The sequence below is a fragment of the Halobacillus sp. AWH4_228 genome (genome assembly GCF_056158365.1).
The window spans coordinates 3672537-3689538 of record NZ_JBSWTE010000001.1; the positions used below are offsets into that span (position 1 = coordinate 3672537).

Here is a 17002-nt window from a genome sequence, read left to right on the forward strand (position 1 = left end):
TTTTATTTCTCCATTTTTCATCCCTGCTCCACTGGTGTCCCCTTTTCTTCAATTAACTTATCTATTTGTTTGCGAATATGACTATACACTTGTCGGTTAATTTCTTCATGATCGCCCAAAAGCTTTAAGTTATAAAGAAAAGCTTCCATAGGTTCCTCATTCATTTCCTCCTCACTGTGTTCTAAATGAGGAGCAATTTGCTGATGGATCAGTGAAAATGTGCTTTTATCGAAGAACTCTCCGACTTTTTCCTTCCTCCACCATTCCGTAGATAGATTTGAATCACTAAATGGTCCATTTTGCGATTGATTTTCCATATCCTCTGCCGCCTCTTCTGTCTGTGCTTTATTAGAATAGTCAGTTTGGAAATCAATAACTAATTCTGCTGGATGAACATGGCGGTGTGGAGTAGAAATCTCCTCTTCCGTGATCGATCGCCCTGGACGGAATTCTGAACTAAGATACGTGTGAGCATATTTCATACTGTACTTTCCTGTATTATAAATAGGAAAGGCACGAATTTTTCGTCCTCTCTTATCACGTCGTAATAATACTCGGCGTACTACCGTATCTCCTTCCTCTAATTCCTGCAGTTCATTGGCCGTTAGAAGGTCTCTTCCCTCCGTACTTTCCGTTTTCGACTTATCCAGGGAAAAGTTAGAACCAGACCGCGTTTGAGTATTTAACGTTTTCTTTCCTAACTTAGAAGAAAAATAGGAAGCTGAATCATAGTCAGCACTCAATATATAAATTTCATTCCCGCAGTTACCTCGGATGGTCGCTTGTCCATCTTCTCCATACAAGTCTTTCAATTGAGCATAGGATTGAACAACTAAGTGGAAACGAATGTTTCTTCCCAAACATACCGTTATTTTATTTTCCATATCTGCTATCGCAGGCATATTCCCAAACTCATCTAACATGAAGACCACTTCTCGTAAGCATTTTTGTCCTTTAGCAATGGCTGCATTTTTTGATAATACATAATACAATTGGCTAACGAAAATAGACGGTATAGCATGAGTAGACGTATCATAATCGGGTGTAACCATAAACACAGCAATAGGCTTAGTGGAGTAAGTAATTTCTTTTACTTCCAAAGTGCTGCTGGCAGAGGGATAAGAAAAATTAACTTTGCCCGTTTCCTCATCTACTTTGTCAATCCGAATTGTCGAACTATCCTTTTGAACTTCTTTATCTTTTGAAGTACCAGGAGCCGAGTCTTGAGAAATAACTAAATGATCTCCGGCTTCTAGTGAGGTTTTAAAGTTAATGGTCCATGTCCCACTCTCACCTGATTGATTGATTTCAGATGATCCATCCGGGAATGAAATCATCACTTTGGAAAAAGGATCACCTCGCCCCTTAATACTTTGACCGAATCCCACTCTTTTTAAATCTAAAGAGTTTTTAGCTGTCATCTTAGCTGTTTCACTCATTGTAAACTTCGTCAATCCATTCATCGCTGTCGTAAAAATGCTTGATCGAGTATTCCCTTTGGAAAAATTACTCGTTGCATATTGACCTTTCGCTACATGTGATTGGGGTAGTTCTTGGAAAAATTGATCCAATGCATTGTACTCTTGGCCATCTTCATCCATCTCATTTCTAGTCCCTAACTCTGAGAGCATGTTGGCAACCGTGTACATCGTAATTTTCTCTTCCATCCCTTCAGTTATGCTTTTCTCTGTAACCGCAAGAATCATCGCATTCACAAGTGATTTAGCTGAATCATCCCACATGGGTTCTTTAGCGTTCGGATTGTGGTAAAGCATATGAGTAATGGTTTCGCAAAGCGTTTGGGCTGTAGAATAATCCCCATCCTTATAAGATTGTTTAACCAACTCTAGCAAATTGAAGCTCATACTTTGCATTGGATTCATTAAGTTTAAAACCTCAACCTCATACCCTCTTCTCTCCAGCGTCTCCCGGCTAGAAGCAAATAACTCCCCTTTAGGGTCATTGATGACTAAAGAAGGCTGATGTTCAGCACGAGAGTAAGCATCTATGGTTGGAATCACATAGGTTTGGCCCTTACCACTCCTTGTCGTACCAATAATCAAATTATTGACAGGCGACGGATCAATAAAAGCTTTGTCCCCTTTTCTAGATAACACAGGTCCTCCTTGACCTTTATATGGGTGTTTTCGATCAGGAATGGCCTTGTACTGTTGTTGAATTTCTTTTCTCGTTGCAAATCTCTGGGAACCTTTTTCGTCCGTGCCTACGGGTTTAAAGTTACTTCTAAGTTTGTAAATCATGTGGGCTATACCGACTAAGCCGATTAAGGACGCTATTCCATAGTAGAGAGGTTGTTCTTGCATATGAAAATCTGTCAAAAATGAAGCTTTAAATTCTATTGGTTCACTGAATTCTGGGAAAGTCTTTAAGGTTGACCACATGGCATATCCCAAATTCCATACGAAAGTACTGACCAGCATCGTGGATATAAAAAAACAGATGCTTAGGAGAATAAGCACCTGTTTTTTAGCAATGACTGATTTCAAATGAATCACCCTCTTATATATTGTTCTTTTGGCTCTCCAGCTCATCTTGTTGTTCCTTAAGCGAATCGATTTTAGATTGATTTTGATCTTCTGATTTTTTCTCTGTTTCTATTTGGCTATTTATCTTAGTCAACTGTTCCTCAATTTCTTGATACTCATTAATCTTTTTATTCAGTTCATCATTTTTCGCTTCACTGGCCATCTTTTTTGCATCTTCCAATTGATCAAGCCTCAAATAAGCGATCCCCTTTTGTTTATACAGTTCAGGAGACATCGCCATATCTTGAATATCCACCGCCTGTTTGTATTCCCCATTATGAAAGGCTATTTTAAATTCACCCAAAGGACTTGGATAAGCTTCTTGAAAGGAAATCAACTCTTCCAGACCATGAACTTTCATGACTTGCTCAGCCAGTGAAGAAGTGTTTTCCTTTCCTACATATTGCAAAGCTTGATCATACTTTTTAAGTTCCACAAGAAAATGAAGCAATGTTTGGCGCTCCAATTCCGTTAAGGTTTCCATTCCTTGTAACTGATCAACAGCTTTTTTCTGATCACCTGTCCAGTAACCTTCATAAGCCGTTTTTACATTCTCCATTTTTTCCAGCTCTTGTGTCGTGGCTTTTAGGTCTTTGCCTTGATTGCTTAGAAGTATAAATAGAGTAATGGATGTAACTATAGCCACCATTAATGTGGTGCTGATCACACTCACAAAAATTTTGCCACGGTGACCAAGTTGCTTCCAACTCGAGTTTTGTACTTCCTTCGCTTTCAATACTTCTGTCATATCAATTTGATAAGATGCTGGTGTGTTAGAAGTTAATTGTTGAAGGAAGACATCCCTTTTTGTTTCTTCATTTTTATTTTCCATGGGTAGCTGTAAAAGCTTTTCACAAACATGCTCATAAATATTTGATGTCCCTTCTGCTCCCATTTCATATGAGCCGTTGTACAGCTTGTCTCCTTCTTCATTAAATATCATGAAATCTAGCAGAATTGGCTTGGCATTTTTCTTCTTTAATTTAGCATCCAATTCTGCCGTTAGAACGACAATTTCCTGGAAGGAATAAGGGTGAAAGCTCGAAATTTCACCATCCATTTTTGATGTGAATAATACCCTCATGAACCTACACTCCTTTAAAAGATCACCTGACTATCAATGTATTCAGCGATAGCTGTAGCTCCCATTAGAACGACAAGTCCAACGGCACCACCAATGAACCACACGATAGAGCTTTGGCGGCCTCTAACTCCCCCCCATATAAGATGGTAGGCTCCTATACCAAAAGCAATGGCAGCCGAGATAATACCCAAAAGCTGCATGGCGGTTAGAATTGATGCCCCAGTAGATTGTAAATTACTAATGGCAGCAAGCATGGAATAATCTGTAAAGTACTTCATTAAAATCTCCCCTTATTAAATATTTTTGTTCTTGTTTTCTTCATCCACCCCTTGGTAATGGAGCAATGACTTCATAACGACATCTTGGTTTTGTTGAATGTAGTCTTGGTGCTTTTCATGAAGCCAATCATTGTAAGAAATGTCTTGGATGGTCAGCAACGTCTGAACTAAGTCTTTTGATTGCTTAAGTTCACGATTAGTAACGCCCATTAACATTCACCCCCTTTCAAGGTTTTCGTCCATAAAAAAAGAAGCGACCTATTAAAAGATCACTTCTATCACGATTAATTATTTTTTATGAATTTTTCTAATGCATCTTCTTTCTCACCAGTTGAGGAATAATCAACATCCCTCAGAGAAACATACTTTTTCAAAATTCCATTTTCATAAAAACCTAGAGTCTCGAATTGAATATCCTTGAGTCCTAAGTCTCTAGGTTTCAAATCCTTATCCAACATTTCATCTGACTTAGCATTAATTTCTTTTACACTAATTTCATCAATTTCTTTCTCAACTAATGAAATATTATCTGTTCGCTCTTTTTTATCTTCCGTATTATTAAGCAATATAAAAGCTTCATCATTGCCTTCAATATATTCGCTTAGTTCCCCTGGTGATAAAGACTCGACTTGACCTGTGGCTCCTTGTGACCCGCAACCAACCAGGATTAGAACCATAACAAATCCAGTCAAACCACCGATCCAACACTTTGCCATCAGATCAATCTCCTCTCAAGTGATTTGTATAACGATTCTAACACCTACTTAAATATAAATCCATGATTTGGAAGATTATCTTGATGGTTTAAAGATTGTTTTTGGCAAGATACAATCAACCCTATGCAGCATTCACTAATGATTATAGTGTACTGCAAAGCACAACGTTTCTAGCATATACGAAGAACTTTATATATCTAGGTTTTAATATTAAGAGTTTCATCAGTAGACCCTCACTTTAAATACAAAAACCATCGTTGATATAACGCTTAGCCGGTCACTAGATGCGTTTCGAGTAACACGCACCCAACACTCATCAACAGCTAGGAAAATTCTGTGACCTTTCTTTTCCTAGCTTAGATATGTAGTTTTCAAGGATCTAAATGTGCTATCTAAACACGTATTAAAATCGTTATATTTACTTAACAGGTTTCAGTTCACTCATAGGGTTTTTACGTTTAGCAATGGTTCTAAATTGACCATCCTTTACAGTTCGAATTCGATAATAGATACTAGACAGCTTTTCAGCAGTACCATGGCGATCCACCGCCCAAATGCCATGCACATTATACCTTTTTCCTTCAAAGGTTTTTACATTGTCAGCTTGTGAAGAAATATCATAGTAAGCAAAGTGCTTTTTATTGGTTTTCAACTTACCACCTCCCATGTTTATGGCTCGCCAGCTACTCTAAGCTTTAATTGTTCTAATAAAATATTTTTCGCTGAGCGTTTTCCTTCCCGAATAGAAGCTATATCTTCTTCAGAAAGGTTATATTGATCATCAATGGATTCAAGAATATTCTCCCTCGATCTTTTTAGCTTAATCGCTAACTCAATGGTCCGAGCTGTATCATCAATGCTAGGTTGTTTATTTATATCCTGCTTTTTTTGTTCTCCGTGGTTGTTGAACCATTCAGGAATTACTTCCTTTTGAGAAGACCTATTAGTTACTGAACCATTTCTATTCTTTTTATTTTTATATTCCACCTCTTCTGTCTCTGCTTCTTCTAATGTTCGAATCCCTTTATTGATCCAAGACTGAAGAATACTCTTCGCATATCCCCACGTTGGTTTATTACGGTCCAACGAACGCCTCATAGCTTCCAAGATTAATGGTTCTCCAAGGTCCTCACTCCAGCTCACTATATCTTCTGAAATTTTAGGACGTATAACGCCAAAGTTGTTTTGATAAAATTGAATGGGACATTCCATCTGTTCTGAAGTAGTAGTAGTAACAAACTCTTTTACATTCTTAACTTCTTTAAGTTCTCTTCCATTCTTGTATGTGTCTTTTTGCTGTCTATCTGATGGTAAAGTGTTGTTCTTCTGCTGGTTATATGGTGTTGTTCTGTTGTCATTTTCTTCATCGTTTGATTGATAAATTGCCCAGTTATCAACGGTTATGACACTATATTTGTTGGTGGATTGTATAGAAATAACTCCATCTTCTTCAAGTATTTTCAAGTAATCACGAACAGTAGACTCATTCATATTCAATTCAGAAGCAGCTTTCTTACGACCGAATATAAACTGTCCAGGTTCCAGTTTTACACTTTGCCTCCCCACCCTTGATTCCGTACTTTTATGACTTGACTTTGTAAGACAATATATAAAGATTTTTAGCATCTTTTCATTTTCAAAAATTTCACTATGAAGGATTTTCCGATGAAGCTTCAGCCACCCTTGCATTATTTCACCTTCTTTCTATACATGTGATAATCAGATGATATAGCCTTTAGATTTTAAACAGGTGTGGTGTTTTTCCCATATTTTCAACCAACTTATATCGTACTCATCACACAAAGTTGCCAAATACACAGTAGAGAAGTGAACTACACTAGCCATTATATCTGCAGACCTATGGATGTCTTGTAAATCCATAGAGTGGATACTATATAAGTCTTCTGTCCATTTCACTTGAGCAATGCGTCTAAGTGCTTCCTTTAACTCTTTCTCTAATATCAATTGGAGAAAGTATTTATCGTTATTGGCTCTAGGAATACTATCTAACTGTGTAATCCCCCATCCGATATATTCATTAACAGCTTCCAGAGCTAGCCATGGACTATTATATTTTTCGATAAAGTATTTGGTGGTTACAGGGGGGATCTTCCGTTCTCCTCTTTCTTGCTTAGAGATATACTCCCTAGATTGAAACATATCAATTGCCAATTGCTGCTGTGTTTTATTAATACCCTTTCTCTCTGCTCTCATATAATTTGCAGACTTACTATAATTAATTGAACTCCCCCCTTGTTTTGTACCATCAGCTATATTCTGGTTAATTTATGATAGATTTATAGAGTTATATCACACCAAAGCTTCTTTCTGGTGCTGTTTTTTCGGAGATCTCAACATGATCTCTAATCCAACTCATTACTAAATCTTTAGGATAAAGTGTTCTACCTCCAACATGAATCTTTGGAAAGTCTTCTCGCTTTAGAACATGAGCGTCTAATGACTGTACACTTACATTAAAGACATATTCGGCTAACTTAGTGCGGTCCAATAAATATGGCAACTCTGCTTCTCTTTGGACATCTTCTTGAGCCTTTTTTGCAATATCATAAAAGATATCGTACACCTTATTATTAAAATCGGCTTCAGGTTTTAATTTTGCTTCAAACAATTAAATCATTTCCTTTCTTCAATTAGATTTTAATACTTTAGAACTAAAAGTATGAGATTCTTGTACTTTTTGGCCGAATAAATAACTGATATCTTTTCCCAAAAGTTCTGATAAACGAATAGCTACTTTAAGAGTTGGTGTTGAATATCCATTTTCCCAATTAGCTACACTTTGTTTTCCCTTATACCCCAAACATTCAGAGAGTTGGGTTTGACTCATGTTAGCTTTAATCCTTGCTTCTTTCAAACGTCTATTTTTCATTATTTCACCTCCCTTGTATGAATAACTTGTACTTAAAAGTATATGTACAAGTTACTTGTATGTCAACACATAAAAACAAGATTCTTGTACTTTAGTTAAAAACATCAATAAATAACTGTAAAGATGGTACAATAATCTTGTACCTAAAAAAGTGAAAGGATTCTAAAAATGCTCTCACAAAGACTTAAATATTCTAGAAAAACCAAGGGACTCACTCAAAATGAATTAGCAAATAAGATTAAAACGACCAAGGGTACAATTAGTAACTACGAAAATGGTTATAGTACACCTTCAAATGAGATGCTTATTAGTCTTGCTAATGCATTAGATGTGAGTGTTGATTATTTATTAGGTAGGTCTGAGACTACAGTAAACCAAACAAAAGAAAATGAATACAATACTATCAATGAAATAAATAAGCTCATGGATAAGTACGGGATTGAAGATGCTGCATTTTTTGATTTAGAAAAATGGAAGGCTATGGGGCCGGAACAAATTCGGGAGTTGGAAAGTTATTTTCAATATCTGTTAAGAAAGTCAAAAGAGCTTGAACAGGAAAACAAAAAATAGAGCGTATCCGAAGACACGCTCTATTACTTCAGGCGACTTTTATTGAAACCAACCTTTACTACAGAGAATTCTAAATTGATATAAATATAAAACTTGCAAAACAGATATGTTCTGCGTTCATTTATTTGTTCTCAGCGTCCAGAAAATTTACTCCCCAACCATACCATCTCCATCATTATCTCTCATGTATTGATACAACCAGTGGTCGCTGGTAATCGGCATACTGAAACCAGCATCCTTTGCTTCCTGGATCGTCACCTGACCATTACCATTTGCATCAACGCTAGAAACATCCCCTTCTTCAGTGGCCCCGGTGGAACCATTGGAATCGGATGAATCGGAGGAGTCGTCTCCGGTGAGTCCAAGTGATTCATTGACGTCATCCGGATTGAGATTATCGAAGGTATCGACAACCTCATTGCCTTGTATCGTATAAGTATATTCATAATGGGAAGGAATCTGTGTGTTCGTATCAGGATATGTGATAATGGCTTCAAAATCAGTAGCGCCCCCGGCGTCCCGGATGGCATCTTCCATGTAGGCTTGATCCCCGTGGCGATTCAGCGTACTTTCCTGAGGCGTAATGTTATAAGCATTGGAGACGCCTCCGAGAGAGTCCGCAATGACATGTCCTTGATCTAACTGGTCACTCTCGACCCCAGGCACTTGAGCTTCGTCCCAGAAGTATCTTCCGGATGAGACGACCGGCTCTGTATCGTCGTCCTGCAAGATGATTTCCTCCGCCACAACTCTCACCAACTGACCGTGCTTATTGGTGAAAGCCCAGTATTCCCGGTCCCCAAATCCAATATCCACGACAACATTCGCTTCTCGATCTCCACTGAGGTCTCCACCATCTACTTCCAGTCGTTCATATCCTGAAAATAGGTCATCCTGTGTTTGTGTTTCAGTTGAGTCTTCCTCTGTGGGTTCCTCCTCAACAACAGTGCTTTCTTCTTTTTCACCACTAGTAGTGGTATCAGCAGATGAATTTCCTTCTTGTATATCTGTTTCTCCGTCTGATTCATTATCTTTCGTTGCATCATCTGCGGTTACTTCTTGTGTTTCTATTTCCACCTCTCCTTCTGAAGTGGCTGGATCTTCGGCATTGGTGCAACCAATCATAAAAAAGATCATCAAAAGTAAAGTTAAATAGTTTATTTTCTTTTTCATTTTGGACACTCCTACATAGTTTTTCCGCTCTGTACCTTCATTCATTAAATTCTAATAAACTAACATGTCCTACTTTTTCTTATTATACATTTGTAGGTTGTAGGCAAAGTATTAAGTTAAGCTTTTTATTTAACACAATTCTAGGTCTAATATTATTTTACAGTAAATGCTCATTTTTTGGTGATTTTTTACTGAAAAATACTGCCCGTTAATAAAAAAGAGATTGCTCTTATTGAACAATCGTTAGCAATAGGTAAGCCTTTGACATTATCTCCAGCTTTTCCCCTGCTCCACACCAAGGACGTGCTAGTTTCCCAGCATCCGGCGCTCCATCTAACGATATGTACTATGATGATAAGTTACTCGTTACCTTCAACCAGAGAAGTCTATGACGGAAAACCTCTTGCTCGAAAGATTGCACTGTGGCATCTCCCCTTGTCTGAGTGATGTTCCCACTTTCCTACCCGATCGGTGCAATGCACGCTTGTAAAACCATCGTTCCATTCGCTAGACTTGGGGCTGTTCCTCCCCTTCCATTACAGAAGATTCTTCGGTCATACCCCTGCCCTCACAAAGATAAATGCCTTTCAGCTTATGCCTTATGGCAACCGTTTCAGGTGACAGCCCTTGGTTCAACGTTCCTTGCTTTCCAAGTACCATACAACGTAGCTATCCATACTAGACGTAGATGCTTCCTGTAAGCCTGTGAGCTCGATACCGCCATGGTTCGGTATAGCGTCTTTCATAGGGGGCAGTTTTACTCCACACCACTCACGTCATCGTAAGATGACACGTAAGTTTCCTTACGTTCGAAACTTTAGACCCTTACCTTCGGAAGTTCGTCAGTTCCTATCTCAAAGAACGATTCTCATCCTATCTAGTTTTTCAGCCGTGGGGCATATCCGTCAGCATACCTAATGGCTTCAGCCTTCGTTCTGCCCAATCTACCTGTGCTCCACACCCTAAGACCTGTCCGTCTCAACGCATGCAGGAGTGTTGACGGGATGGTTTCGGGAAACATGGATCCTTCATTCCCATCCTCCGTTGTACAGTTGAAATTTAAACAAATAAACTTCCTGCCTTTCACGCAAAAATGCGCTTATAGCAGAACTTGTCGCGCGCCCCCATTTGTTTAAGACTCGATTTCGAGATGTAGACATTATACGAAACCTACCCTCCCATTATTAAAGATAAATAATTTATAAAAGCAAACCATCCTAAGGAAGCTATACTTAATGTAAGCACAGCAAGTGACAGGTAAGGGTGATAGCCCGAATTTTGTTTTGATCGTACTAAGAAATATATTGCCCCCAAAATACTTACTACAAATATCAATCCCAAAATAACATTCATTACATTAGACAGTCTGATTCCGAAACCAACAAATACGTTAATTAAATAAATCAGGTTAACAATTACTGATATTGCTAATAATGTTTTCTTCATAGTACCTCCTTAATTAATGCTAGTGTGTTGATTAAAACATTCAGCTTTTACATAATTCCAATTATTTCAAATAGGGGCGAGGAACTCAATCCTTTCTCACTAAAAAGAGACTTATCATTACTGCAGATAAGCCCCCGTTTTTATAAGACTTGAATTCGAGATAAACTAATGAATTTCAATATAATTTAGCTATACCGTTGATTAAGTATATTTTAGATTTGGTCAATTTCCCAATAGATTTCATCGTCCTCATTATCACATTGCCAAAATCCATTTTTTTCTAACACTCGTATAGAAGCGTAATTTTCATTAGAACAGCTTGCTGTAATTTTTTTAACTTTTGGTTGTTTCAACCCCCAACGAACCATGGCCATGACCATTTCACTCGCATATCCATTATCTTGATATCTTGGGAGAATACTATATCCTAAGTCCATTTCTCCATGTTCGTTTGGTCCACCTTTAAACCCCATATCTCCAATAATCGTGTTAGTTTCTGTATGTATAATAATCCCTTCCCACTCATTCTCTTCAGGATACTGATTAAATCGTTCAACTTTGTAAGGAAGTAATTCTTTATAATCATCCATTGGATATTCAGCGGGCACATTATAACTTGTTATTCTTTCAAGCTCTCTATAACTGAATAAAGAGGCTTTCATCATTTCGGTTGTGAAAGTAACTAAAGTTAATCTATCAGTTTTGACAAATGGCATATAATTATTCCCCTTCTATTGAATGTGTAATAGCAACTGTTTAGTTTGTAACCTATGGCCATACAGATCATATTCGTTTTCTTATCCAACTCAATTTTTCACAAATGATATTCCATGTAGTTAAAATGCAATCGTTCTTATTGAACAATCGCCCCCGTTTCAGTAAGACTTGATTTTGAGTCGTCGTACTAACTTTCAACAAAGATACCTGTTAGTCAAAAGAAATTAATTTTCACATTTTACTTAATCCAGATATTAAAAACCATATGGAAACGATAATTAAAGATAAAGCTATAGTCAGTGTGCCTAGAAAAGTAAAACGTTTCTCAAATAAAAATTTCAATGAAACAAAAATACCGATTATCGGTATTCCTAACCATACGATGTCCTGTACTATCTCATTTCTAGAACCTATGTATCCAAGCAAATTAGTTAAAAACATAACAAACCATATGATTTGCAGAACTAATACACTTTGAATCAATAATTTGCTTTTTACCAATTAGTTCACCACTACTTTCTAATTCACCTTTTATCTTTGAGACTTTTAACTTCACTTTCCAGACGCTCCACTTTTCGCTTCAAATCTCTATTAGGTTCAACAACTTTACTCCCTAATATGACCAAAAGCCCAATTAGTGCAATTATTCCACCCCCAACGGCAACTGCAACAAATACCACAAGGTCTAAGATAACTACCACTCCTCAAAAGTGTTTTAATCCATATACGAATGAGTACAGACATCGTTTCAAATGTGGCTAATATCTCGAAGCTGAGTCTTACAGAAACCTGCCCGTTTCTGGAAGACTCAGTTTCGAGATATTCAAGATGTTACTTAATACCAATTATTTCAAATCCTTCTCTTATCTACAAGCCTCGCTTACAACAATATAAGGCGCACCATTTGGAATAGGCACGCCCTCTAGAAATATTTACTGTAGAAATCCTGTCTTAATTTACCACTTAATTGTGCATATATTTTAGTTGTTTCACTTTTCTCATGCCCTAACAAGCTTTGGATTACTTCAATTGGCGCTCCATTATTAAGCATGTGGGTAGCATAACTGTGTCTTAATTGATGAGGATGTATTTCTTTATTAATAGCAGCGCGAATGGAGATCCGTTTAATAATATATCGGATAATTTCAATGCTCATTCTCTTTTTTGGTCTTCTCTCGGTAATAAATAAACATTCATCATGATCCTTGCGCTCCTCTATATATCTTTGTAGCCATAGAGAACAACGAATACTAAAGTAGACTTCTCTTTCTTTATCTCCTTTTCCTTTTACAATAACCGATCTTGCTGAGAAATTAATATCCTCCCTATTCAGGTTTACTACCTCTCCGATACGGCAACCAGTTGAATAAAAAAATTCGAAAAGTGCCCTTTCCAGGGAAGTTAAGCACGAGTCCCTTAGTTGCTCAATTTCCATCTCCGTTAGAAACTTAGGAATTCTCTTGCCAACTTTAGGTTCTTTTAATTTAATAGCTGGATTTTCATTAATAACACCCTCTTCATGTAGCCACTTGAAAAAAGATCGAAGGAAACGAACCTTGTTTCCAAGACTAGAGGATTTTAGATGTCCGCCCACCTCAACCAAGTAACTCTTTAGCTGATCGATAGCCACCTCTTCTGTATCAACATCTCCAAAGTATTTCACCAACATATTGAATTGTAAGCAGTATGTTTTCAGTGTTAGTAGCGAGTAACCTTCAATCTTTTTATCGACATAATACTTTTCCCAAGCTTCTGTTAGGAACATTTTCTATCACTCTCCAAAACTATGAATCTTAACTTCATTATGGTTCTGAAGATAAATTCCTATACTTTAGTTTCTTTGCAGAATAAGTAATCCTAATCCCCCTTTAATTAATCCATTTTTTGTAATTATTTATTGAATGATAGAACACTTGTTCGTATAATGCTTATAAGGATGGTGATTAGTTTGAGGTTTCCTTGCTACACAACCACAATTTTAGAAGATCTTGTAACTCAGTGGTATAAAAATCACAATTTTAAAGAACCCACTGACTTAAGTGTTCATAACATTGGATATGAAAACCAAATCTTTGTTCAATGTAGACCGACTCAAGCTAGTTATATGAAAGTAGGGAAGTTTCAAGAAATTGTTTTAGATAGTCGCCTTCCCCAGATAAACCAACGAGAGCAATTCTTCCACGAGCTATGCCACGCATTGAGACATGCTGGAAGGCAGTTAATAATGCCTAAAGATTTTTATGATCTTCAAGAAAGAGATGCAAGGCACTTCACTCTTTATGCCTCGCTACCCTATCACATGATTAAAGAGTATACGTTGAATGATCCTGAAATCATTGATGTATGGTCTCGAGATTTTAATATTCCGTTAGATATATGCCAAGAACGACTGGAAAAAATAAAGCGACGTCCTATTGTACCAGTCAAAACCATTTTATAACTTACAGTTTAGATAGGAGGTAATACTATGGCATATCTAAGAAAAAGAGGTAACAAGTGGTCCTATCAATTAGAATGGTTAGATCCAGTCACCGGAACAAGAAGAACAAAGTCCAAGGGTGGTTTCACAAGAAAATCAGACGCAAGAGTCGAAGCAGAGGAAATAGAAAAGGAGTTAAGAGAAGGTTCCTTTGTGGAAGAAAACAATATTACTCTTAACGAATTTGCTGATGAATGGCTTAATTTCTATGCTAAAAATTCTAAGGTTAGCTCGCATCGTGCACGTACTAAAGAATTGAAGCACTTCAGAAGATATTTTTCAAAAATGAAGTTATCTCATATTACAAGAAAACATTATCAAGCATTTCTTGATGACCTACACGAAAAAGGATACGCCCATAATACCCTGGATGGGATCCATACTACTGGCCGAATGTTATTTAAGAAGGCATTAGAATATAACCTTATTAAAACAAACCCAAGTGAATTCGCAAAAATCCCAAAGAAAATTGAAACGGTGGAGGAAATTGAGCAGAATGAAGAGGTAATAAAATTTTTAGAAAAGAATGAGCTGATAACTTTTTTAAAAACAGCTAAGGAAAAGGGATTAGATAGGGACTTTATTATGTTTCTCACCCTCGCTTATAGTGGCTTGCGCGTTGGAGAAATGCTGGCACTTAAATGGACCGATGTGAACTTCACTAATGACACTATCCGCATTACAAAAACCTATTACAATCCTAATAATAATACGAAGGGTTATCAGCTGCTCACTCCTAAAACAAAAGGATCTATACGGACGTTAAAAATGGACAAGCAAGTGATGAATGAATTTAAAAAGCATATAACTTACCAAAAAGAAATTAAAATGGCTCTTGGTGATCTGTACAATGACTTTGGATTTGTATTTGCAAAAGAAATTAATAATCCGGGTTATCCTGATTTTATAAAAACGGTTGAAAACCGGATGAGACGTCTTTTAAAGCTTAGTGGAATCGAGAAGAATGTTACACCACATTCCTTTAGGCACACTCATACCTCTCTTTTAATTGAGGCAGGTGTAGGGACAAAGGAAATTCAGCAAAGATTAGGTCATGGAGATATCAATACTACAATGAATATCTATGCTCACATTACTAAGAATATGGAACAAAAGGCATCAGAGAAGTTTAGTGAACTTATGAAAGGCGCTTTGGATTAAAGGATATATAATCTAATAAAAAAAAGCAGAATAAACAATTACGCTAAGCGAACATTGTTTATTCTGCTTTTCTTATTAGATGTGAGTAAAGGGAACACAGAAAAATTACATCTGCTGTTTTCTTATTTAAATAGCTTATTTACTAGCAAACCAAAGATTTGTGGGATATTCATATCTTCTTTAGAATTTGGAGGTGAAATATTTAGTTCACTATAAACCTCCCCCATAACAAAATAATCCTCAAAGAATAATAACCCATACTGACCAGAAGCACGTTCTATCTTTTTAACCATATACTCACAGTAACTACAATCTTTAAATTCTGTTCCTAGCATAATTTCTCTTCCCACTTCTGAGCTATTCTTTGTGTACCACAAGTTATTTTTCAAAGAGTATAAATGCTGTGAAAAAAGAAGAATATATGCTTTTTTGAAACAGTAGTCAAAAGTTTCATCATTTATTTTAATTGCGTAAATACTATTTTCGTTGATGCCTTCAATTTCTTCATCTACTTCTAAAACACTGCTAAAAGCATACCTATTTCTCTTTAAACTAACAAGGCCTCTATTTATATCTTTGCCAGAGAAATTAGTCACAAGAAATTTAACCATAAAGCCGGTTATAGCATAATTAGATATTTCTATACTTTTTATTAGGTTCTGAAGAAGTATCACTAGTTGAGAACGTTCAAGAAACTTATTACCTTTGTATTCATCAGAGGCATAAACAAGGTTTGTTAAATTCTTTATCCTATTCTTGTTTATGAGTTTCATTAAAAGAAATTTATAAGTAATTAGCGTATGCTCTTTAGATATTTCTTTTAATCCATCAGAAAAAATAATCAATTGCCTTTCATCATCAGTATCGATAATATCAAGGAAATCATGAAGGCTAATTTTAAAGATTTTTTTCAGTTTTTCTTCACTTTCCAAATACATTGAAAAGTAAAGCGAAACAGCTTTTTTTGCCTTTGTGTACTGGTTTTTCTTTAATAACATACTAATTAAAGAAAGGTTACTTCGCAATGCGGAATTGTAAGCATTTGTAAATTTCACCCCATCTTCTCTTAAAAGATATGTAGAAACATTCCTTATGTTATATTTCTCAATGTTTTGATCCAGTTTTCGAAAAGACTTTTTGAACTTCTCAATATTCTCTTCAAATTCTTTGTTCATATTATTCTCAGCTGCAAAGTTGAGGTTTTGAAAAACACTCTCCAAACTATAATGGAACTTTCTATACCTTTCGTCTAAGAACCCCTCGAACTTTTTATCTCTATGAGTGTACTTTAATAAATCAATATATTTCTCTGTAGAATTTACTGAATCAGCCAACATACTATCTATACTTATAGTTTTAAATAAATATCTTATGATCTGATCAATGAAATATATTAAGATACCCAGACATATGCATAGAACTACTATTCTAGAGTAAAGAGATTTGGTAATCTGCAGTGACTCAACATAACTGCTAGATGAAAGTAGACCGTTATATTCCATAACAATTGAGCTGCCAAATACAACGTTAAATATCATTAAACTTATTACTAATATTACAAGTCCATTTTTGTGATTATCTGTCGAGGCAGAAGGAGACACATTCTTTTGTTCTCTATGTGTAAATACATATATTGCTGACAAGAGAGAAATAATTAGAGTCAAAGAACTAATGACTGTAGTGATTCCTCTTTTAACAATCACATCATTTACATTCTCAATACCTAGTGTGTTTACCCACCATACTGAGATGGACAAGGGTACTTGTGATAAGTTCCCGGGAAGTGAAGTATGGAATAAGAAGAAACCAGAAAAAGCTACTGTTAAGAATAAAAATATTGTTGATTTATTAACTAATTTCCTTGAAATTTCATGCCAAAGCCAACTAGAATATGTATAAAAATACCTACGATTAAAATGATGTTTCATTGCCAAGCTCCTCA

18 protein-coding genes are annotated in these 17002 nt (G+C 36.3%); 3 read left to right on the top strand and 15 right to left on the bottom strand.

Translation table 11 applies throughout. The features are described 5' to 3' along the window. Positions 1 to 17: 17 nt before the first annotated feature. The 10 genes from ACXADP_RS18855 to ACXADP_RS18900 form a co-directional block, all read right to left on the bottom strand. Positions 18 to 2507: a VirD4-like conjugal transfer protein, CD1115 family gene (locus ACXADP_RS18855; protein ID WP_474972205.1), complete on the bottom strand. Its 2490-nt coding sequence runs from the start codon at positions 2505 to 2507 to the stop codon at positions 18 to 20. A gap of 13 nt (positions 2508 to 2520) precedes the next feature. Beyond that, positions 2521 to 3630: a hypothetical protein gene (locus ACXADP_RS18860; RefSeq protein WP_474972206.1), complete on the bottom strand. Its 1110-nt coding sequence runs from the start codon at positions 3628 to 3630 to the stop codon at positions 2521 to 2523. A gap of 14 nt (positions 3631 to 3644) precedes the next feature. Then, complete coding sequence (locus tag ACXADP_RS18865) at positions 3645 to 3908, bottom strand: hypothetical protein (protein WP_474972207.1); 264 nt, start codon at positions 3906 to 3908, stop codon at positions 3645 to 3647. 15 nt (positions 3909 to 3923) lie between these two features. Beyond that, on the bottom strand, positions 3924 to 4118 hold the full coding sequence (locus ACXADP_RS18870; RefSeq protein ID WP_474972208.1) for a hypothetical protein: 195 nt from the start codon (positions 4116 to 4118) through the stop codon (positions 3924 to 3926). Positions 4119 to 4192: 74 nt separating this feature from the next. Then, the gene (locus tag ACXADP_RS18875; RefSeq protein ID WP_474972209.1) at positions 4193 to 4624 is read right to left on the bottom strand and encodes a hypothetical protein; all 432 of its coding nucleotides are present in this window, start codon (positions 4622 to 4624) and stop codon (positions 4193 to 4195) included. Positions 4625 to 5042: 418 nt separating this feature from the next. Then, positions 5043 to 5276: a hypothetical protein gene (locus ACXADP_RS18880; RefSeq protein WP_237648674.1), complete on the bottom strand. Its 234-nt coding sequence runs from the start codon at positions 5274 to 5276 to the stop codon at positions 5043 to 5045. Between the two features lie 17 nt (positions 5277 to 5293). Beyond that, a complete protein-coding gene (locus tag ACXADP_RS18885; protein ID WP_474972210.1) occupies positions 5294 to 6313 on the bottom strand; it encodes a DnaD domain-containing protein in 1020 nt (339 codons plus the stop codon). 30 nt (positions 6314 to 6343) lie between these two features. Further along, entirely contained in the window at positions 6344 to 6838 is a 495-nt protein-coding gene (locus tag ACXADP_RS18890) for a helix-turn-helix domain-containing protein (RefSeq protein ID WP_474972211.1), read from the bottom strand. 91 nt (positions 6839 to 6929) lie between these two features. Beyond that, positions 6930 to 7253 carry a DNA-binding protein gene (locus tag ACXADP_RS18895; protein ID WP_474972212.1) on the bottom strand — a complete coding sequence of 108 codons (324 nt, stop codon included), beginning with the start codon at positions 7251 to 7253 and terminating at the stop codon, positions 6930 to 6932. Positions 7254 to 7271: 18 nt separating this feature from the next. Further along, positions 7272 to 7514, bottom strand: coding sequence for a helix-turn-helix transcriptional regulator (locus tag ACXADP_RS18900; RefSeq protein ID WP_474972213.1), 243 nt, complete (start codon positions 7512 to 7514; stop codon positions 7272 to 7274). Between the two features lie 168 nt (positions 7515 to 7682). On the opposite strand from ACXADP_RS18900, the gene ACXADP_RS18905 reads away from it, so the two are divergent. Further along, a complete protein-coding gene (locus ACXADP_RS18905; RefSeq protein ID WP_153464115.1) occupies positions 7683 to 8084 on the top strand; it encodes a helix-turn-helix domain-containing protein in 402 nt (133 codons plus the stop codon). A gap of 147 nt (positions 8085 to 8231) precedes the next feature. Here ACXADP_RS18905 and ACXADP_RS18910 read toward each other — a convergent pair whose 3' ends face one another. The 4 genes from ACXADP_RS18910 to xerA all read right to left on the bottom strand — a co-directional run bounded on the left by ACXADP_RS18910 (position 8232) and on the right by xerA (position 13185). Next, complete coding sequence (locus ACXADP_RS18910) at positions 8232 to 9257, bottom strand: DNA/RNA non-specific endonuclease (RefSeq protein ID WP_474972214.1); 1026 nt, start codon at positions 9255 to 9257, stop codon at positions 8232 to 8234. Positions 9258 to 10427: 1170 nt separating this feature from the next. After that, positions 10428 to 10703, bottom strand: a complete 276-nt coding sequence (locus ACXADP_RS18915) for a hypothetical protein (RefSeq protein ID WP_474970548.1) — start codon at positions 10701 to 10703, stop codon at positions 10428 to 10430. Positions 10704 to 10915: 212 nt separating this feature from the next. Further along, entirely contained in the window at positions 10916 to 11419 is a 504-nt protein-coding gene (locus tag ACXADP_RS18920; protein ID WP_474972215.1) for a GNAT family N-acetyltransferase, read from the bottom strand. Positions 11420 to 12342: 923 nt separating this feature from the next. Continuing rightward, complete coding sequence (gene xerA / locus ACXADP_RS18925; RefSeq protein ID WP_474972216.1) at positions 12343 to 13185, bottom strand: site-specific tyrosine recombinase/integron integrase; 843 nt, start codon at positions 13183 to 13185, stop codon at positions 12343 to 12345. Between the two features lie 171 nt (positions 13186 to 13356). Between xerA and ACXADP_RS18930 the strand changes: the two genes are divergently transcribed. Together ACXADP_RS18930 and ACXADP_RS18935 are read left to right on the top strand one after the other, a co-directional pair. Beyond that, complete coding sequence (locus ACXADP_RS18930) at positions 13357 to 13860, top strand: ImmA/IrrE family metallo-endopeptidase (protein ID WP_474972217.1); 504 nt, start codon at positions 13357 to 13359, stop codon at positions 13858 to 13860. A 27-nt stretch (positions 13861 to 13887) separates the two neighbouring features. Further along, complete coding sequence (locus ACXADP_RS18935; RefSeq protein ID WP_474972218.1) at positions 13888 to 15060, top strand: tyrosine-type recombinase/integrase; 1173 nt, start codon at positions 13888 to 13890, stop codon at positions 15058 to 15060. Between the two features lie 122 nt (positions 15061 to 15182). On the opposite strand, the gene ACXADP_RS18940 is transcribed toward ACXADP_RS18935, so the two are convergent. Next, positions 15183 to 16988 (bottom strand): hypothetical protein, encoded by a 1806-nt coding sequence (locus ACXADP_RS18940; protein WP_474972219.1) that lies wholly within the window; start codon positions 16986 to 16988, stop codon positions 15183 to 15185. Positions 16989 to 17002 lie beyond the last annotated feature (14 nt).

What these genes read in the sequence shown, in the direction of transcription:
- ACXADP_RS18860 (WP_474972206.1), bottom strand. Translation starts at nt 3,630, where the DNA reads ATGAGGGTATTATTCACATCAAAAATGGATGGTGAAATTTCGAGCTTT.
- xerA (WP_474972216.1), bottom strand. Translation starts at nt 13,185, where the DNA reads ATGTTCCTAACAGAAGCTTGGGAAAAGTATTATGTCGATAAAAAGATT.
- ACXADP_RS18940 (WP_474972219.1), bottom strand. Translation starts at nt 16,988, where the DNA reads ATGAAACATCATTTTAATCGTAGGTATTTTTATACATATTCTAGTTGG.
- ACXADP_RS18865 (WP_474972207.1), bottom strand. Translation starts at nt 3,908, where the DNA reads ATGAAGTACTTTACAGATTATTCCATGCTTGCTGCCATTAGTAATTTA.
- ACXADP_RS18930 (WP_474972217.1), top strand. Translation starts at nt 13,357, where the DNA reads ATGGTGATTAGTTTGAGGTTTCCTTGCTACACAACCACAATTTTAGAA.
- ACXADP_RS18875 (WP_474972209.1), bottom strand. Translation starts at nt 4,624, where the DNA reads ATGGCAAAGTGTTGGATCGGTGGTTTGACTGGATTTGTTATGGTTCTA.
- ACXADP_RS18885 (WP_474972210.1), bottom strand. Translation starts at nt 6,313, where the DNA reads ATGCAAGGGTGGCTGAAGCTTCATCGGAAAATCCTTCATAGTGAAATT.
- ACXADP_RS18890 (WP_474972211.1), bottom strand. Translation starts at nt 6,838, where the DNA reads ATGAGAGCAGAGAGAAAGGGTATTAATAAAACACAGCAGCAATTGGCA.
- ACXADP_RS18920 (WP_474972215.1), bottom strand. Translation starts at nt 11,419, where the DNA reads ATGCCATTTGTCAAAACTGATAGATTAACTTTAGTTACTTTCACAACC.
- ACXADP_RS18900 (WP_474972213.1), bottom strand. Translation starts at nt 7,514, where the DNA reads ATGAAAAATAGACGTTTGAAAGAAGCAAGGATTAAAGCTAACATGAGT.
- ACXADP_RS18905 (WP_153464115.1), top strand. Translation starts at nt 7,683, where the DNA reads ATGCTCTCACAAAGACTTAAATATTCTAGAAAAACCAAGGGACTCACT.
- ACXADP_RS18910 (WP_474972214.1), bottom strand. Translation starts at nt 9,257, where the DNA reads ATGAAAAAGAAAATAAACTATTTAACTTTACTTTTGATGATCTTTTTT.
- ACXADP_RS18935 (WP_474972218.1), top strand. Translation starts at nt 13,888, where the DNA reads ATGGCATATCTAAGAAAAAGAGGTAACAAGTGGTCCTATCAATTAGAA.
- ACXADP_RS18870 (WP_474972208.1), bottom strand. Translation starts at nt 4,118, where the DNA reads ATGGGCGTTACTAATCGTGAACTTAAGCAATCAAAAGACTTAGTTCAG.
- ACXADP_RS18915 (WP_474970548.1), bottom strand. Translation starts at nt 10,703, where the DNA reads ATGAAGAAAACATTATTAGCAATATCAGTAATTGTTAACCTGATTTAT.